Origin of the sequence: Thermomonospora catenispora (assembly GCF_006363815.1) — a bacterium.
Taxonomy (GTDB): Bacteria; Actinomycetota; Actinomycetes; order Streptosporangiales; family Streptosporangiaceae; genus Thermomonospora; species Thermomonospora catenispora.
This window is the reverse complement of sequence record NZ_RRYT01000021.1, coordinates 80,529-94,970: the sequence shown is the minus strand read 5'-3', so window position 1 is coordinate 94,970 and position 14,442 is coordinate 80,529. Positions and strand designations below refer to the sequence as shown.

The following is a 14,442-nucleotide window of genomic DNA, read 5'->3' as shown; positions in this document are numbered from 1 at the left end:
CATCACATGACGGCAGGGCCGCACTACTCCGAACATCGGCCTTCCCCTTCGTCCCCGTCCGGCCGGCGGTGGGACCGGTCCATGTCCGACCGGTGATCGCCGCGAAAGCGCATCACTGGGACGCAGGAGAAGGCGCGACGGTTCTGCGGAAGGCGATCAAAGCCCGACGCAGGCCAGGGCGCGGCGGTAGGCGCCCAGCCGGGGCCCGTCGGCCGCACCGGTCTCCCCCAGCAGCTCGGCCAGATCGAACCAGGCCTGCGCGGCCTCCCGGGTGGACTCCATCTCCTCCATGCAGGCGGCGGCCCGGGTCAGCACCTCGATCGCGTCCTCGGTGCGGCCGAGCCGGACGTACGCCTCGCCCAGCACGGTCAGCGCCATCGCGCTGGCCCGCCGGGGGGCGTCGCCGAGCAGGTCCAGGGCCTCGTGAGCGAGGTCGACGGCCTCGGCCGGACGGCCCAGCGCGGTCTCCGCCCGGGCCAGCTCGATCAGGCACAGTGCCACGTCGATCTCCCCGGCGGCGCTGGAGTTGATCCCCTCGCGGGTGCGCACCAGCAGCTCACGGGCGCGTTCGGCCTGGTCGGGGCGGGCGCGCAGGAGCAGTCCCGCGTACACGATGCGCAGCCGCGACAGGCTGCGGGCGTCGTCGAGGGCGCCCAGCAGCGGCAGTGCCCGCTCGGCCAGCGCCATGCCCTCCTCGTAGTCGCCGCGCACCTCGGCCACATAGGCGGCCTCCCAGTAGGCGGCCATCCGCGCCTTGGGGCTGCCGATCCGCTCGGCGCGTTCGATGAGCTGTTCGGCGAGCTGCCGGGCGCGCACCAGGTCGCCGCGTTCGATGTAGGCGGCCAGCAGGGAGGCGCCCAGGTGCACCGCCCCGTCGGTGGCCTCCGCCCCGGAGGCCAGCAGCTTGCGCAGCGCCTCCTCGGCGACCTCCACGCTGGCGCTGATGTCGCCGCGCTCGCGCAGGCAGCGGCTCAGCGCCACGTGCACCCTGGCCCACTGCTCCAGGTCGGCCTCGGCGGAGGTCTCCTGGGTGAGGCGGCGCAGCTCCTCGATGGCGTCCTCCAGCTCCCCGGCCGCCTCCAGCGCCAGCGCGTGCCCCCAGCGGGCCTGCGCCAGCAGCTCCGGCAGCGCCACCGCGTCGGTGCTGGCCAGCACGTCGGCGAACCGGGCGCGGGCCTCGGCGGCGGCGCCGTTCTGCAGCGCGATCTCGGCGTAGTCCAAGGTCACCCGCAGGTCGTCGACGACCTCTTCGCTGACCCCGCTGATCAGGTAGGTGGCCGAGCAGTTGAGCTTGGCCGCCAACAGTTCGATCACGCTGGGGGCGGGTACTCGCTTGTCGCTCTCGATCAGCGAGATATAGCTGTCGGACAGCTCGGGGAAGGCGAGCTGCGCCTGGCTGACGCCCTGACGGATGCGCAGCGCACGGATGCGCTGTCCGAGAGTCTCCTGACCGGCCACCACGAAACCCCTATCGTCATCACCCGCGCATGCGGGGGCGCGCACGTGATCTGGTTGTCCCCAGGTCCCCGAATGCCCGAAGCGCGATCCTCGGTCGCCTTTCGTCTAGATATCGCAGCGTATTCACCCCGCCCTCGGTTGGCGAGCGCACACCGCTCCCCGTGATATCGAACCGTGATGCGCGCTCGGCGGTGGAACGGGCGGGGCCGGGCTGCTGTACTGGACCCCATGAGCGAGCCGACGGCGCACGGCGCCGGTCCGACGGGCGGGCGTCCGGCGGGGGCGGACCGGCCGAACGCCCTGTCGCCCCGCGACGCCGAGCGCGAGCCGTCGTCCTGCCGCGGGCCCCGGAGACGGGCGCGGACGGTCGCCGAGGGGCGCCCCCGTCCGGACGCCGCCGTGCTCAAGGCCGTCTGCGACGCCGCGTCCGCCGGGCCGGAGCGGGCGGAGGCGGAGGAGGCGCCGAGCCGTCATCCGCGCATCGGCGAGCGCCCCGAGGGAACGGATCGGGAGTCCGCCCGGTCGCGCCGCGGGCGGGCGGGGGCGGTCGGCGCCGGGCGGGAGGTGCTGCGCCGGTCGCGCGAGGGCGCCGCGGCGCATGAGGAACGCTTCGGTCACGCGCTCTTGGCCTGCGCCGCGGGGCTCGACGCGGAGCGGACGCCGGAGGCGTCGACCGGGCGGCTCGGCGACGATGAGGAGACCCGACGACGCATCGTCCGCGAGGAACCGACGGAGATCGCCCACCTGCGACCGGACAAGCTGTTGGAGCGTTCGTGAGCCTGAGCACCCGCGTCCTGGACGCCCGCCTGGGCCGGCCGGCCGCCAAGATGCCGGTCCGGTTGGATCGTTACGACGGACGGACCTGGCGGCCGCTGGCGGAAGCCCTCACCGACGACGACGGCCGGCTCGGCGACCTGCCCGGCGAAGGCGGGCTGTCGGCGGGCATCCACCGGCTGCGTTTCGGCACCGGCCCCTATTTCGCCGGGCAGGGAGTGGAGACGTTCTATCCCGAGGTCATGGTGATCTTCGAGGTCACCGATCCGGGCGAGCACCACCACGTGCCGCTGCTGATCAGCCCGTACGGGTATTCGACCCATCGGGACGGCTGATGGTCGGCTGACCGGGCATCCGATGGACGGCCGACGATTCCGCACGGCCCGGGGGTCGATCGAAGAGTGCGCCCTGGACCGCATCCCGGTGACCGGGCGCTCGTTCGTCCGTCGCGGCCAGGAGGTCCGCACCGCGCGGGCGGTGCACTCGGCGGAGGGCGCCCACGTGGTGCCGGGGGCGGGGACCGGTGCCCGACTCCGCGGGAGCAAAGTTCCGCGGCCGCATCGAGGACGGGCACACGGCCCCGCCCGAGACCGCCGGCCGGATCCCGGCCATCGACATCCGCACCGAACGGCGGCGTTCCGCCCCCACGGGCGGGCCGCCGACGCCGTCGTCCGCCCCGGCGGTCGCGACGGCCGTCCGAGTCCCATGGGACTTCCTCTGAACAAGGTTCCGGTCTGCCCGGAACACCTCGCCCTTCCCCGCCCCGCGCCCCTGCCGTGAGGCGTACCAGGCATTTCACCGCAAGATCGAATACAACCGGCACACGACCGGCGCGCCGCAGAGAGAATTTCAGATCGGTGCCGCAGAGCAGGCGACGCGAGGCCGTCCCGGGGTGTCAAATAGTCCCGAAGCCCGGTAATCGGCGGGCAAGGTTTCACCCCTGGGTGCGAAAGGCGTGACAGTGGTCTCCGCAGCATTCCCCTCGGGCCCCTCGGATCCGGACGGTCACGTGCTGGTGGCTCCGGACAGGTTCAAGGGGTCGCTCAGCGCACCCGAGGTCGCCCGACGGCTGGCGACGGGGCTGCGCCGAGTCCGGCCCGGCGTGCCGGTGGTGGAGTTCCCCCTGGCCGACGGCGGGGACGGCACCGCGGCGGCGGCGATCGCCGCGGGCTGGCGGCGGGTGGAGGTCAAGGTGGCCGGCCCCACCGGGCAGCCGGTGACGGCGACGCTGGCGATGCGCGGCCGCACCGCGGTGGTGGAGCTGGCCGAGGCGTCCGGGCTGCGCCAGCTGCCCGGCGGACGGCCCCGGCCGCTGTCGGCGACCAGCCTGGGCGCCGGGCAGATGCTGGCGCACGCGTTGCGGATGGGCGCCCGGCGGATCGTGCTGGGGCTGGGCGACAGCGCCTGCACCGACGGCGGGGCCGGGCTGGTGCAGGGGCTGGGCGGACGGCTGCTGGACGCGGCGGGCAAGGAGCTGCCGCCGGGCGGGGCCGCGCTGCGCTCCCTGCACACCCTGGACCTGCGGGGCATGCCGAACCTGAGCCGGGTGGAGGTGATCGTCGCCACCGACGCCGACTCCCCGCTGCTGGGCCGGGGCGGCGCGGCGATGGCCCACGGCCCGCGCAAGGGCGCCGGGCGGGCCGAGATCCGGGTGCTGGACGCGGGACTGCGCCGCTGGGCCGACCTGGTCGAGGCCGCCTGCCGCCGATCGGTCCGCGACCTGCCCGGGGCCGGAGCGGCGGGCGGGGTGGGGTTCGCGGCGCTGGCGTTCCTGGGGGCGCGGATCCGGCCCGGCAGCGCGTACCTGCTGGAGCTGCTGGGGTTCGCCGACAAGGCGCGGAAGGCCCGGCTGGCGATCACCGGGGAGGGGATGCTGGACGTGCGGACGCTGCGCGGCAAGCCTCCGATCGGGGCCGCGCGGGCGGCCTCCCGGGCGGGCGCCCCGGTGATCGCGGTGGTGGGGCAGCGCGGGCTGACCGGCGAGCAGCTGCGCCGCGCCCGCATCCAGGCGGTGTACGCGCTCACCGACATCGAACCCGATGTGGAACGCTGCATGCGGCAGGCGGGTCCGCTGCTGGAGCAGCTCACCGTGGCGATCGCCGACGAGTGGCTGCCCGAGCGGCGGGCCGGTTCGGCGGGGAGGCCGTGACGCACGGCGGGCAGGTGAGCCCGGCGGGTGAGGGGGTACGTGCCCGTTGCCGGCGGCGCGCCCCTGACCCTCTTACGGCCTGTCAGCAACGGGCCGGATCGCCGTACACGCTGCACATGGCCTGAGCTGGCGTTCAGGTCCCACCCTAAAGGCAGGCGGCCGCAGTGAGGCGGGATTCGTGTGTCTCCCGTCGGGGGGCCTGGGGTCTGCCCCTTGGAGAACAGGTCAGGGCAACGACGCCATGATCAACGGAGGACACGGTGAAGGTCGGAGTCCCGCGGGAGATCAAGAACCATGAGTACCGGGTGGCCATCACGCCCGCGGGAGTGCATGAGCTGACTCGCCACCACCACGATGTGCTGATCGAGCGCGGCGCGGGAGCGGGCTCGTCGATCCCCGACGCCGAGTACGCCGCCGCGGGCGCCAAGATCGTCGACTCGGCCGACGAGGTGTGGGGCGAGGCGGAGCTGGTGCTGAAGGTCAAGGAACCGGTCCCCGAGGAGTACCACCGGATGCAGGCCGGTCAGACCCTGTTCACCTACCTGCATCTGGCCGCCTCGCGGGAGTGCACCATGGCGCTGCTGGACGCCGGGGTGACCGGCATCGCCTATGAGACCGTGCAGCTTCCGGACCGGTCGCTGCCGCTGCTGGCCCCCATGTCGGAGGTGGCCGGGCGGCTGGCGCCGCAGGTCGGCGCGGTCAACCTGATGCGCTCGTCCGGCGGGCGCGGAGTGCTGCCGGGCGGCGTGCCCGGGGTCGCGCCCGCCCGGGTGCTGGTCATCGGCGCCGGGGTGGCCGGGCTGAACGCCGCGCAGATCGCGGTGGGCATGGGCGCCGACGTGACGGTGCTGGACGTCAGCGTGGAGCGGCTGCGTCACATCGACGCCGTCTACCGGGGACGGATGCGGACGCTGATGTCCAACGCCTACACCATCGAGCAGCAGGCCGTCGCCGCGGACATGGTGATCGGGGCGGTGCTGATCCCCGGCGCCAAGGCCCCCACGCTGGTGCCCAACGGCCTGGTGGCGCGGATGAAGCCGGGCTCGGTGCTGGTGGACATCGCCATCGACCAGGGCGGCTGCTTCGAGGACTCGCGGCCGACCACGCACGACGACCCGACGTTCCAGGTGCACGGGTCGGTGTTCTACTGCGTGGCCAACATGCCGGGGGCGGTCCCCAACACCTCCACCTACGCGCTGACGAACGCGACCCTGCCGTACGCGGTGGCGATCGCGAACAAGGGCTGGCGACAGGCGCTGCGCGACGATCCCGCGCTGGCGCACGGGCTGAACACCCACGCCGGGGCGGTCACCTACGCGCCGGTCGCCGAGGCCCACGGCCTCGACTGCGTGGACGCCGCCGAGGTCCTCGCCTGAGCGGGCGGGCGGCCTCATGAACGGGGACGGGCGCATCGGCCCCGAGGTCCCCGCCGGACGAGGAGCGGCGGGCGCCCGCCCCTCGTCCTCCCCGGATCGGCCGTTCCCGGGCCCCGTCGGCCCGCCCCGCGTCCCCGCCGGCGCGGGGCGGGCCGACGTGCGGGACAATGCGGTGCCGAAGGGGGGAAGCGCGGACCGCTCCCGCCGGCCGAGGCGGGAGGCCTGCGCCGCGCGCATGCGATGGGCGAGATCGTCGTGCTGCGGCACGGGGAGACCGAGTGGAGCCGCGACCGCAGGCACACCGGCCGGACCGACGTGCCGCTGACCGAGCGTGGAGAACGGCAGGCCAGGGCGCTGGCCTCGGTGCTGACGGGGCGCGACATCGTGCGGACGGTCTGCAGCCCGGCGCTGCGCGCCCGGCGCACCGCCGAGCTGGCCGGGCTGACCGTCGATGAGCTGGACCCCGACCTGTGGGAGTGGGACTACGGCGGCTATGAGGGCGTCACCACCGCCGAGATCCGCCGGGACCGGCCGGGCTGGTACCTGTGGACCGACGGGGTGATCCCCGGGGACGCCGAGCACCCCGGGGAGACGGTCGAGCGGGTCGGCGAGCGATGCGACGCCGCGCTGGCGCGCATCCGCCCGTGGCTGGAGCGGGGCGATGTGGCGGTGGTGGCGCACGGCCATGTGCTGCGCGTCCTCACCGCCCGCTGGCTGGGCCTGGAGCCGGCGGCCGGCCGGCTGTTCGCCCTGCACACCGGCACCGTGTCCACGCTGGGCACCGAGCACGGCCGCCCGGTCGTCGCCTCCTGGAACGTGCCCGTCCGATAAGGGACCCGCACGGTCACGGAGAGGTCACATACCCCCCTGGGGTGGATAACCTGGTGGGTCGAGCAGATCCACGTGGGAGGGGCGAGGCGATGCCGGCGAACGGGACTCCGACACGCGGCTACACCGCGACCAAGGATCAGCTGCAGACCCGGCTGCGGCGGATCGAGGGGCAGGTGCGCGGCATCGAGCGCATGGTGGAGGACGACCGGTACTGCATCGACATCCTCACCCAGATCAGCGCCGTGCAGGCCGCGCTGGACAAGGTGGCGCTGGGGCTGCTGGACGGCCATGTGCGCCACTGCGTGGCCGAGGGGGCCGAAGAGGGCAAGGCCGACGTCATGTCCACCGAGCTGATGGCGGCGGTGGGCCGGCTGCTGCGGCGCGGCTGACCGGCCCCGTCCGTTCCGTCGCCCCTCCCGGTCGCCGGCGGCGACGTCAGGAGGCGATCTCCAGCCTCTCGTGGCTCTGCGCGCGCTCCCGCATGATCTGCTGCGCCCGCCGGGCGTCCGGGGAGTAGCGCAGCTGCGCCGGGATCACCCGGCTGCCCCGGTGCAGGGCCTGCAGGGTCAGCGTGGCGGCCAGATCGGAGGTCGGCAGGCCGGGCAGCCCGTACATGCGGCGGGCCCAGCGCGGCAGCGTGGACACCGCCAGCGCGGTCACCGCGGGCGCGGCCAGCTTGAGCGGGGTCAGCATGCGCGGCACCGGCGGGTTGAGCATCCTCCGCAGCCCCTCCTTGGCCTCCCGGCAGGCCCAGATCTTCGGCCGCATCATCGCGTAGTACTCGCGCATCTCGGCGACCGAGGCGGGCACGTCGGCCGGGTCGAGCCCGACCACCTGGGCGGCGCGGCGCTGCTCGTCGACGAACCGGTCGGCCTCCTCGTCGCTGAGCACGATGCCCGAGCGCCGGGCGATGTCCAGATAGGAGTCGACCTCGCCCATGTGCACCCACAGCAGGTTCTCCGGATCGTCGATCCGGAACACCTCGCCGGTGCGCAGGTCCAGTCCCTCCAGCTTGGCGTGCATCGTGCGGACGCGGCGGCCGACCCGTTCGACCTCCTCCAGCGTCCCGTAGGTCCGGATGCGGACGAAGTCGACGGTGCGGATCAGCCGCTGCCAGGCGGACTGCGGGTCCATCAGCTCGGAGTTCTGCGCGGTCCCCCACATCGACCGGGGATGCAGGGCCTGCAGCAGCAGGGCGCGCAAGCCGCTGATCATCATCACCGGCTCGCTCATCACCCGCCAGGTCACCGAATCGGGGCCGAAGAGCCCGTAGTCCGACGCTCCCTGCGCGCGGGCTGGCGCCTGCTCTCGAGACCTCTCCAGTTCGCGGACCTCGCCCACGGACATCACCTCGCCGCCATACCCGACACATGGACCGTAATCAATGACTTACTTCCCAAATATGGGCAATGCCACACCATAAGCGGTCCAAGCGGGGTTGACCAGGGGCGATGCCCAGATCATCGGCCCGGCCCGCGGGGATCAGCCGGGAGTTCCGGTGGGCTCTCCCTCGGGTCGCCCGGCGCTCCGGGCGCCCTGTCCGGCCGACTGTCCGGCGGACTGCCCGAGGGACCGTCCGGCGGACTGCTCGACGGTCTGCTCGCTCACCCAGCGCAGGTAGTCGGCGCTGCCGGCGACCACCGGGGTGGCGATGATCTCCGGAGTGTCATAGGAGTGCGCCTCGGTGATCAGCGAGGCCAGGTCCTCGAAGTTGTCGGCGGTGGTCTTGAAGACCACCATCCACTCCTCGGCCTGCTCGATCTCTCCCTCCCACCAGTAGGTGCTGGCGATCGGGCCGACCAGCTGGGCGCACGCCGCCAACCGTTCGGCCACCGCGGACTTGGCGATCTCGGCGGCCTCCTGGCGCGAGTCGGTCGTCGTGGTCACCTGCAGGTATGCCTGGGCCATGACGGGCTCCTTCCCCCTCGCCGATGGTAGTCGGCGGGCCCGCTCATCGGAGGGGCCGCACCACCAGAGCGCTGCCGCCGTGTCTGCGGACCGGCTCGGCCACCGCCTGGACCAGGCCGGGGCGCAGGATCTCCAGCCCGGTGGCGGCGCCGATCTGGCCCTCCGGCGGCCCGGGGAACGGCGCCAGGTCGTGCCCCATGGCCGTCAGCGCGGTTCCGTACCGTTCGATGAACGCCGGCTCGGCGAGGGTCTGCGCCGTGTTGCGCTGGGTGGCGCGCGGCGCGGCCAGCGCGGTGGGCAGGTCCATGCCCAGGTCGATCCGGTTGATCAGGATCTGCAGCACGGTGGTGATGATGGTGGAGCCGCCGGGCGTGCCCACCGCCAGCCAGGGCCTGCCGTCGCGCAGCACCAGGGTGGGGGCCATGCTGCTGCGCGGGCGCTTGCCGGGCCCGGGCAGGTTGGGGTCGGGCGCCGCGCCCGGCGCGGGCGGCTGGAGGGTGAAGTCGGTCAGCTCGTTGTTGAGCAGGAACCCGCGGCCCGGCACGGTCAGCCCGCTGCCGCCGAACTGCTCGATGGTGATGGTGTAGGCGGCCACGTTGCCCCACCTGTCGGCGACCACCAGGTGCGTGGTCTGCGGCCCCTCGTGGGTCGGCCCGTCGGCGGCGCCGGTCGCCGGCGCGCAGGGGCGGTACCTCCCGTCGGGCGATCCGGGCGGCACGGGGCCGGGGGCGGCCCGGTCCGGGTCGATGAGGCAGGCGCGTTCGCGGGCGAACCCCTTGGACAGCAGCTCGCTCAGCGGGACGGCCACGTGGTCGGGATCGCCGATGTAGCGGCCCCGGTCGGCGTAGGCGAGCCGGGAGGCCTCCAGGTAGAGGTGCAGCGCCCGGACCGGGTCGTCCTCGCTCAGGCGGAAGTTCTCCAGGATGTTGAGGGCCTCGCCGACCGTGGAGCCGCCGGAGGAGGGCGGCGCCATCCCGTACACCTCCAGGCCGCGGTAGGTCACGCGGGTGGGGCGGCGCAGCGGCGCGGTGTAGCGGGCCAGGTCGCGGGTCTCCATGAGGCCCGGCCGCACGGTGCGGGCGGCGCCGGGGACGACCGGCGGGTTTTTGACCGTGCGGACGATCTCCGCCGCGATGGGGCCGCGGTAGAACCACTCGGGTCCGCGGCGCGCCAGCTCGCGGTAGGTCCGCGCCAGGTCGGAGTTGCGGAACGTGCTGCCGACCTCGGGCGGCTTGCCGCCGGGCAGGAACAGGTCGCGGGTCGGCGCGATGTCGGCGAACCGGTCGGCGTTCGCCGCCGTCTGGTCGTGGAACTCCTGGTCCACCGTGAACCCCCGCTCGGCGATCCGGATCGCCGGCTGCAGCAGGGCGCCCAGCCGCCTGGTGCCGAACCGGTCCAGGATCTGCTTCCACTGGGCGACGGTCCCCGGCACGCCCACCGACAGGCCGCTGGTGACGGCCTCCTCGAACGGGATGGCCTGTCCGGTGGCCGGGTCGACGAACGACCGCTCGTTCATCGCGGCGGGCGCGGTCTCCCGGCCGTCGACGGTGTGCACGCGACGCGTCCTGGCGTCGTAGTAGGCGAAGAACCCGCCGCCGCCGAGCGCCGCCACGTAGGGCTCGGTCACCCCCAACGTGGCCGCGGCGGCGACCGCGGCGTCGGCGGCGTTGCCGCCCTTGCGGAGCACCTCGACGGCGGTGCGGCTGGCGTCGGGGTCCACGGTGGCGACCGCGCCGCCGTAGCCGGTGGCCACCCATCGGGAGTCCGCCCCCTCGCGCGGCGGGACGGCCGCGACGGCGGGGGCGGCGGGCGCCAGCAGCGGCAGGGCGAGGAGCATCGCCCCGGCCAACGCCAGGCGGCGGGGCGGGCGGACGGGCGACCGGTCATGCGGCACGGCGGGCACGGGACCTCCATTGCGTACGAATCACCACGACCGTTCCACTGGTCCCGTTACCCGACCGGCGCCCCCGTCATTCCACCGATGGTGATCAAGCAGGCATCTCGGATTAAACGCTCATTTCTATTGAAGTTTGACCTGGATCCAGGACATCCTTTGATGCCCAGTCCACCCTGGGCATCCCGCTGAGCGGCGCTCCGGCCCGTCATTCCGGACCGGCGTGCGGACTGCCCTCCGGCACATGGAGACGTCCATGAGCGATACGCTGCTGCGCCGGCTTCCGGTCGAACAGGCGACCCGCCGTGGATACGGCGGGGGCCGGCATCGGCTGCCGATCACCTACCAGACGCGCGACCTGGTGGTCCTCGGGCTGGGGGTGATGATCGGAGCCGGGATCTTCCGAATCTCCGGCACCCAGGCCGCCACCACCGCCGGCCCGGCGGTGATCGTCTCGTTCCTGCTGGCAGGGCTGATCTGCCTGCTGGCCGCGCTGTGCTACGCGGAGCTGTCGTCGGTCGTCCCCGCGGCGGGCAGCGCCTACACGTTCGGGTACGTGGCGTTCGGCGAGCCGTTCGCCTGGATGATCGGCTGGGCGCTGATCCTGGAGCTGCTGCTGGCCGCCTCGGTGGTGGCGCGGGCCTGGTCGCTGATCGCCGCGCAGACGCTGGCGGACTTCTCGGTGACCCCGCCTCCCGCGCTGGCCGAGGTGATCGGCCAGGAGCGCGGCTTCGACGCGTTCGCGCTCGGCATCCTGGCGCTGCTGGTCCTCCTGCTGGCCACCGGGGGGCGGCTGGGGCTGCGCACGCTGTGGTTCATGGTGCTGGCCAAACTGATCGTCATCGCCCTGGTCATCGTCGGCGGCCTGCGCTTCTTCAACGCCGACAACCTGCGGCCGTTCGTCCCCGAAGGGCGGCCGGCCGACGGCGAGGGCGGGCAGACGGTGCTGGAGGTGCTGCTGGGCGGCACCCCGCAGGTCTTCGGAGTGTGGGGGATCATCGCGGCGGCCCCGGCGATCGCGTTCGCCTACATCGGGTTCGACCTGATCGCGACCGCCGCCGAGGAGACCGAGGACGCCCCGCGCAAGGTTCCCCGGGGGATACTGGCCGGGCTGCTCATCACGATCGTGCTGTACGTGGGGGTCGCGGTCGCGATGGTCGGCATGATCTCCTACCGGGAGCTGGACCCGGCCCGGCCGCCGCTGACCCAGGCGTTCGCCGAGGCGGGCGCGGCGTCGATGGGACGGGTCATCGACATCGGCGCGCTGCTCGGGCTGACCACGGTGATCCTGGTGGTGCTGATCAGCATGACCCGGGTGGTGTTCTCGATGGCCCGCGACGGGCTGCTGCCGCGGCGGCTGGCGGCGGTCGGCCGGTACCGGACGCCGAGCCAGGCGACGCTGGTGGCGGGCGGCGCGGCGATCGTGCTGTCGCAGACCGTGGACGTGCTGACGCTGGAGCAGCTCGTGGTGCTCGGCACGCTGTTCGCCTTCCTGGCGGTGTCGGCGGCGGTGCCGGTGCTCCGCCGCAGCCGCCCGGACCTGGAGCGGCCGTTCCGGGTGCCCGGCGGTCCGCTGGTGCCGGTGCTGGCCATCGCGGGCGTGGGCTGGCTGATGCTGAACGTGCAGGTGCGGACGTGGGCCTACTTCGGCCTGTGGATGCTGGCGGGCCTGGCGCTGTACCTGCTGTTCGGCCGGCGCAACAGCGTGCTGCACCGGATCACGGCGCCGCCCCCGCCGGCCCCCTCGCACCCCCGGTCCGCCGCCGGCCCCCCGCCCCCGCCGCCCTCCTCGCCCTCCCCGCGCGCCCTGCCGCCGCCGTGGCCGCCCGCGCCGGCTCCTCCCCCGCCGCCCCACGGTCCGTACGGCGCGCCGCCCCACCCCGACGGGCGGCACCGTCCGCCGGAGCCGCCGCCCCCTCGCGGCGGGGGCAGGCACCGCCGCTGATCGGCCGTCGGCCGGGCGCCGACCGGGTGTCGATCGATCCCTGATCGGCGCCCGGTCGGCGCCNGGGGCAGGCACCGCCGCTGATCGGCCGTCGGCCGGGCGCCGACCGGGTGTCGATCGATCCCTGATCGGCGCCCGGTCGGCGCCCGGCCGTCGGATATGGGGCCGGGCGCCGACAAAAGGCTGGACGTTCACGCTCCCATGACCTAAGTTCTTCTCAGAGTGAGATGTTCTCAAATTGAGAAGGACACGGGATGCAGATGCCGGAGGACGAGCGGCGGGCGCCGGAGGGCTACGACCCGCGCGATTACGACCCGGTGGCGGTCACGGTCGACGTGGTGGCGCTGACCATCCGGGACAGGGCGCTGCACGTGCTGCTGGTGCGCCGCGGCGTACCGCCGTTCGCCGGGATGTGGGCCCTGCCGGGCGGTTTCGTCCGCGGCGTCCGGGACGCCGAGGACCTGCCCGAGGCCGCCGCCCGCGAGCTGGCCGAGGAGACCGGCCTGAGCACCGAGGGCGCGCTGGCGCGGGTGCACCTGGAGCAGCTCGGCACCTACGGCGCTCCCGGCCGGGACCCGCGGATGCGCGTCATCTCGGTGGCCTACCTGGCCTTCGCGCCCGAGCTGCCCGAGCCGCGGGCGGGCACCGACGCCGCCGACGCGGCCTGGACGCCGGTCGACGCGCTGGGCCTGACCGAGTCGGGCGGCCAGCTCCCCGGCACCACCCGCCGGCTGGCCTTCGACCACGCCCGGATCCTGGCCGACGGGCTGGAGCGGGCCCGCAGCAAGCTCGAGTACACCCCGCTGGCCACCGCGTTCTGCCCGCCGGAGTTCACCATCCCCGAACTGCGCGCCGTCTACGAGGCGGTGTGGGGCGAGGAACTGCACCCCGGCAACTTCCACCGCAAGGTCCTGTCGGTGCCGGGCTTCGTGGAGAGCACCGGTCAGACCACCGAACGCGGCGGACGGCGCGGCGGACGGCGCGCCCGCCTCTACCGGGCCGGCGACGCGCGGCTGCTGCATCCGGCGCTGCTGCGGCCCAGCCGGGAGGACACGATCCGATGATCGGCCCCGACCATGCGCTGCGCCCGCTCGAGAGGGCGCGCACGCCGCGCGACCTGTTCGGCGACGACCCCGACGAGGCCGCCCGCACCTGCCGGCGCCCGGCCCGGATGCTGCGCCCCGACGCCACCGGCGGCCGCACCGCCGACCGTTTCGTCCGGCTCACCGCTCCGTGGTCCGCCCGCACCGGTGCGGACCCGGCCGTCATCGCCGCCCGCCGGCGCTCCTACCGGCTGGGCGGCAAGATCGCCGAGGGCGATCTGCCGACGTCCATGAGGTCCGGGGCGAGGACCGCGAGGTGGTCGTCAAGATGCCCCGCGATCCCGCCGACGGCGACCTGATCGAACGGGAGGCCGTCGCGCCGCGGCAGCTCCCCAAGGACGGGCCGCGCCGGTTCCCGCCGTACGTGCCGCGCCCGGTGGAGACGCTCCTGCACCGCGACCCGGTGACCGGGGTCCGCCGGCGGGCGAACGTGATCGCACGGCTGAAGGGGTTCTACAGCCTCGCCGAGGTCCGCGCCGCCCACCCCGACGGACCGGACCCGCGCGACGCGGCGTGGATGCGGCGACGGCTGCTGGTCGCCCTGGGGTTCGCGCACCGGGCCGGGGTGCTGCACGGCGCGGTGCTGCCCGAGCACGTCCTGATCCATCCCGGGCCGCACGGGCTGGTGCTGATCGACTGGTGCCGCTCGGTCCCCGGCTGTTACGCCGGCACCGACCCCAGCGGCCGGGTCCCGGCGATGGTCGACCGGTACGCCGACTGGTACCCCGACGAGGTGCCGGGCAGACGGCGCGCCGGTCCCGCCACCGACATCTCCATGGCCACCCGGTGCATGACGCATCTCATGGCCGACAAGGCGCCCACCGCGCTGCGGCGGTTCGCCAGGGGCTGCACGCTCCCGGCGCAGAGCCGCCGCCCGGACGACGCCTGGCGGCTGCCGGCCGAGCTCGACGAGGTGCTCGAGCGCCTCTACGGCCCGCGCCGCTTCCGACCGTTCCGCATGCCGCCCGTCCCCGGGCGGACCGCAACGCCGGAGCACTGAGAGG

General features: G+C 74.3%; 14 protein-coding genes. 10 read left to right on the top strand and 4 right to left on the bottom strand.

The window, feature by feature from the left end; translation table 11 throughout:
- Nucleotides 1–156: 156 nt before the first annotated feature.
- Complete coding sequence (locus EIO00_RS17045) at nucleotides 157–1,458, bottom strand: helix-turn-helix domain-containing protein (protein ID WP_241661414.1); 1,302 nt, start codon at nucleotides 1,456–1,458, stop codon at nucleotides 157–159.
- A 228-nt stretch (nucleotides 1,459–1,686) separates the two neighbouring features.
- Here EIO00_RS17045 and EIO00_RS17040 point away from each other — a divergent pair, with 228 nt between their 5' ends.
- From EIO00_RS17040 to EIO00_RS17015, 6 genes are all read left to right on the top strand, one after another.
- Nucleotides 1,687–2,235, top strand: coding sequence for a 2-oxo-4-hydroxy-4-carboxy-5-ureidoimidazoline decarboxylase (locus EIO00_RS17040; RefSeq protein ID WP_161602743.1), 549 nt, complete (start codon nucleotides 1,687–1,689; stop codon nucleotides 2,233–2,235).
- The gene (uraH, locus tag EIO00_RS17035; protein ID WP_140180123.1) at nucleotides 2,232–2,567 is read left to right on the top strand and encodes a hydroxyisourate hydrolase; all 336 of its coding nucleotides are present in this window, start codon (nucleotides 2,232–2,234) and stop codon (nucleotides 2,565–2,567) included. Before EIO00_RS17040 ends, uraH begins: the two co-directional genes overlap by 4 nt.
- A 674-nt stretch (nucleotides 2,568–3,241) precedes the next feature.
- The gene (locus tag EIO00_RS17030) at nucleotides 3,242–4,381 is read left to right on the top strand and encodes a glycerate kinase (RefSeq protein ID WP_140180147.1); all 1,140 of its coding nucleotides are present in this window, start codon (nucleotides 3,242–3,244) and stop codon (nucleotides 4,379–4,381) included.
- A 260-nt stretch (nucleotides 4,382–4,641) separates the two neighbouring features.
- Entirely contained in the window at nucleotides 4,642–5,757 is a 1,116-nt protein-coding gene (gene ald / locus EIO00_RS17025) for an alanine dehydrogenase (protein WP_140180121.1), read from the top strand.
- A gap of 240 nt (nucleotides 5,758–5,997) precedes the next feature.
- Nucleotides 5,998–6,588, top strand: coding sequence for a histidine phosphatase family protein (locus EIO00_RS17020; protein ID WP_140180119.1), 591 nt, complete (start codon nucleotides 5,998–6,000; stop codon nucleotides 6,586–6,588).
- An 89-nt stretch (nucleotides 6,589–6,677) separates the two neighbouring features.
- Nucleotides 6,678–6,977: a metal-sensitive transcriptional regulator gene (locus EIO00_RS17015; protein ID WP_140180117.1), complete on the top strand. Its 300-nt coding sequence runs from the start codon at nucleotides 6,678–6,680 to the stop codon at nucleotides 6,975–6,977.
- A 46-nt stretch (nucleotides 6,978–7,023) separates the two neighbouring features.
- On the opposite strand, the gene EIO00_RS17010 is transcribed toward EIO00_RS17015, so the two are convergent.
- The 3 genes from EIO00_RS17010 to ggt all read right to left on the bottom strand — a co-directional run bounded on the left by EIO00_RS17010 (nucleotide 7,024) and on the right by ggt (nucleotide 10,399).
- Nucleotides 7,024–7,929, bottom strand: a complete 906-nt coding sequence (locus EIO00_RS17010) for an oxygenase MpaB family protein (RefSeq protein ID WP_241661413.1) — start codon at nucleotides 7,927–7,929, stop codon at nucleotides 7,024–7,026.
- Nucleotides 7,930–8,070: 141 nt separating this feature from the next.
- Nucleotides 8,071–8,496, bottom strand: a complete 426-nt coding sequence (gene cutA / locus EIO00_RS17005; protein ID WP_140180113.1) for a divalent-cation tolerance protein CutA — start codon at nucleotides 8,494–8,496, stop codon at nucleotides 8,071–8,073.
- Nucleotides 8,497–8,539: 43 nt separating this feature from the next.
- Complete coding sequence (gene ggt, locus EIO00_RS17000; RefSeq protein WP_338325936.1) at nucleotides 8,540–10,399, bottom strand: gamma-glutamyltransferase; 1,860 nt, start codon at nucleotides 10,397–10,399, stop codon at nucleotides 8,540–8,542.
- 247 nt (nucleotides 10,400–10,646) lie between these two features.
- On the opposite strand from ggt, the gene EIO00_RS16995 reads away from it, so the two are divergent.
- The 4 genes from EIO00_RS16995 (at nucleotide 10,647) to EIO00_RS16985 (ending at nucleotide 14,438) form a co-directional block, all read left to right on the top strand.
- Complete coding sequence (locus EIO00_RS16995; protein ID WP_140180111.1) at nucleotides 10,647–12,335, top strand: amino acid permease; 1,689 nt, start codon at nucleotides 10,647–10,649, stop codon at nucleotides 12,333–12,335.
- A 254-nt stretch (nucleotides 12,336–12,589) separates the two neighbouring features.
- Nucleotides 12,590–13,399 (top strand): NUDIX hydrolase, encoded by an 810-nt coding sequence (locus EIO00_RS16990; RefSeq protein WP_422100052.1) that lies wholly within the window; start codon nucleotides 12,590–12,592, stop codon nucleotides 13,397–13,399.
- Nucleotides 13,396–13,737 carry a hypothetical protein gene (locus EIO00_RS25310; protein ID WP_241661412.1) on the top strand — a complete coding sequence of 114 codons (342 nt, stop codon included), beginning with the start codon at nucleotides 13,396–13,398 and terminating at the stop codon, nucleotides 13,735–13,737. The genes EIO00_RS16990 and EIO00_RS25310 overlap by 4 nt, the downstream gene beginning before the upstream one ends.
- Nucleotides 13,695–14,438, top strand: coding sequence for a protein kinase family protein (locus EIO00_RS16985; RefSeq protein WP_241661411.1), 744 nt, complete (start codon nucleotides 13,695–13,697; stop codon nucleotides 14,436–14,438). Before EIO00_RS25310 ends, EIO00_RS16985 begins: the two co-directional genes overlap by 43 nt.
- Nucleotides 14,439–14,442: the final 4 nt, after the last annotated feature.

Coding starts and splice junctions, on each gene's coding strand:
- EIO00_RS17020 (WP_140180119.1), top strand. CDS start 5,998: ATGGGCGAGATCGTCGTGCTGCGGCACGGGGAGACCGAGTGGAGCCGC.
- EIO00_RS17015 (WP_140180117.1), top strand. CDS start 6,678: ATGCCGGCGAACGGGACTCCGACACGCGGCTACACCGCGACCAAGGAT.
- cutA (WP_140180113.1), bottom strand. CDS start 8,496: ATGGCCCAGGCATACCTGCAGGTGACCACGACGACCGACTCGCGCCAG.
- EIO00_RS17040 (WP_161602743.1), top strand. CDS start 1,687: ATGAGCGAGCCGACGGCGCACGGCGCCGGTCCGACGGGCGGGCGTCCG.
- EIO00_RS16990 (WP_422100052.1), top strand. CDS start 12,590: ATGCAGATGCCGGAGGACGAGCGGCGGGCGCCGGAGGGCTACGACCCG.
- EIO00_RS16995 (WP_140180111.1), top strand. CDS start 10,647: ATGAGCGATACGCTGCTGCGCCGGCTTCCGGTCGAACAGGCGACCCGC.
- EIO00_RS25310 (WP_241661412.1), top strand. CDS start 13,396: ATGATCGGCCCCGACCATGCGCTGCGCCCGCTCGAGAGGGCGCGCACG.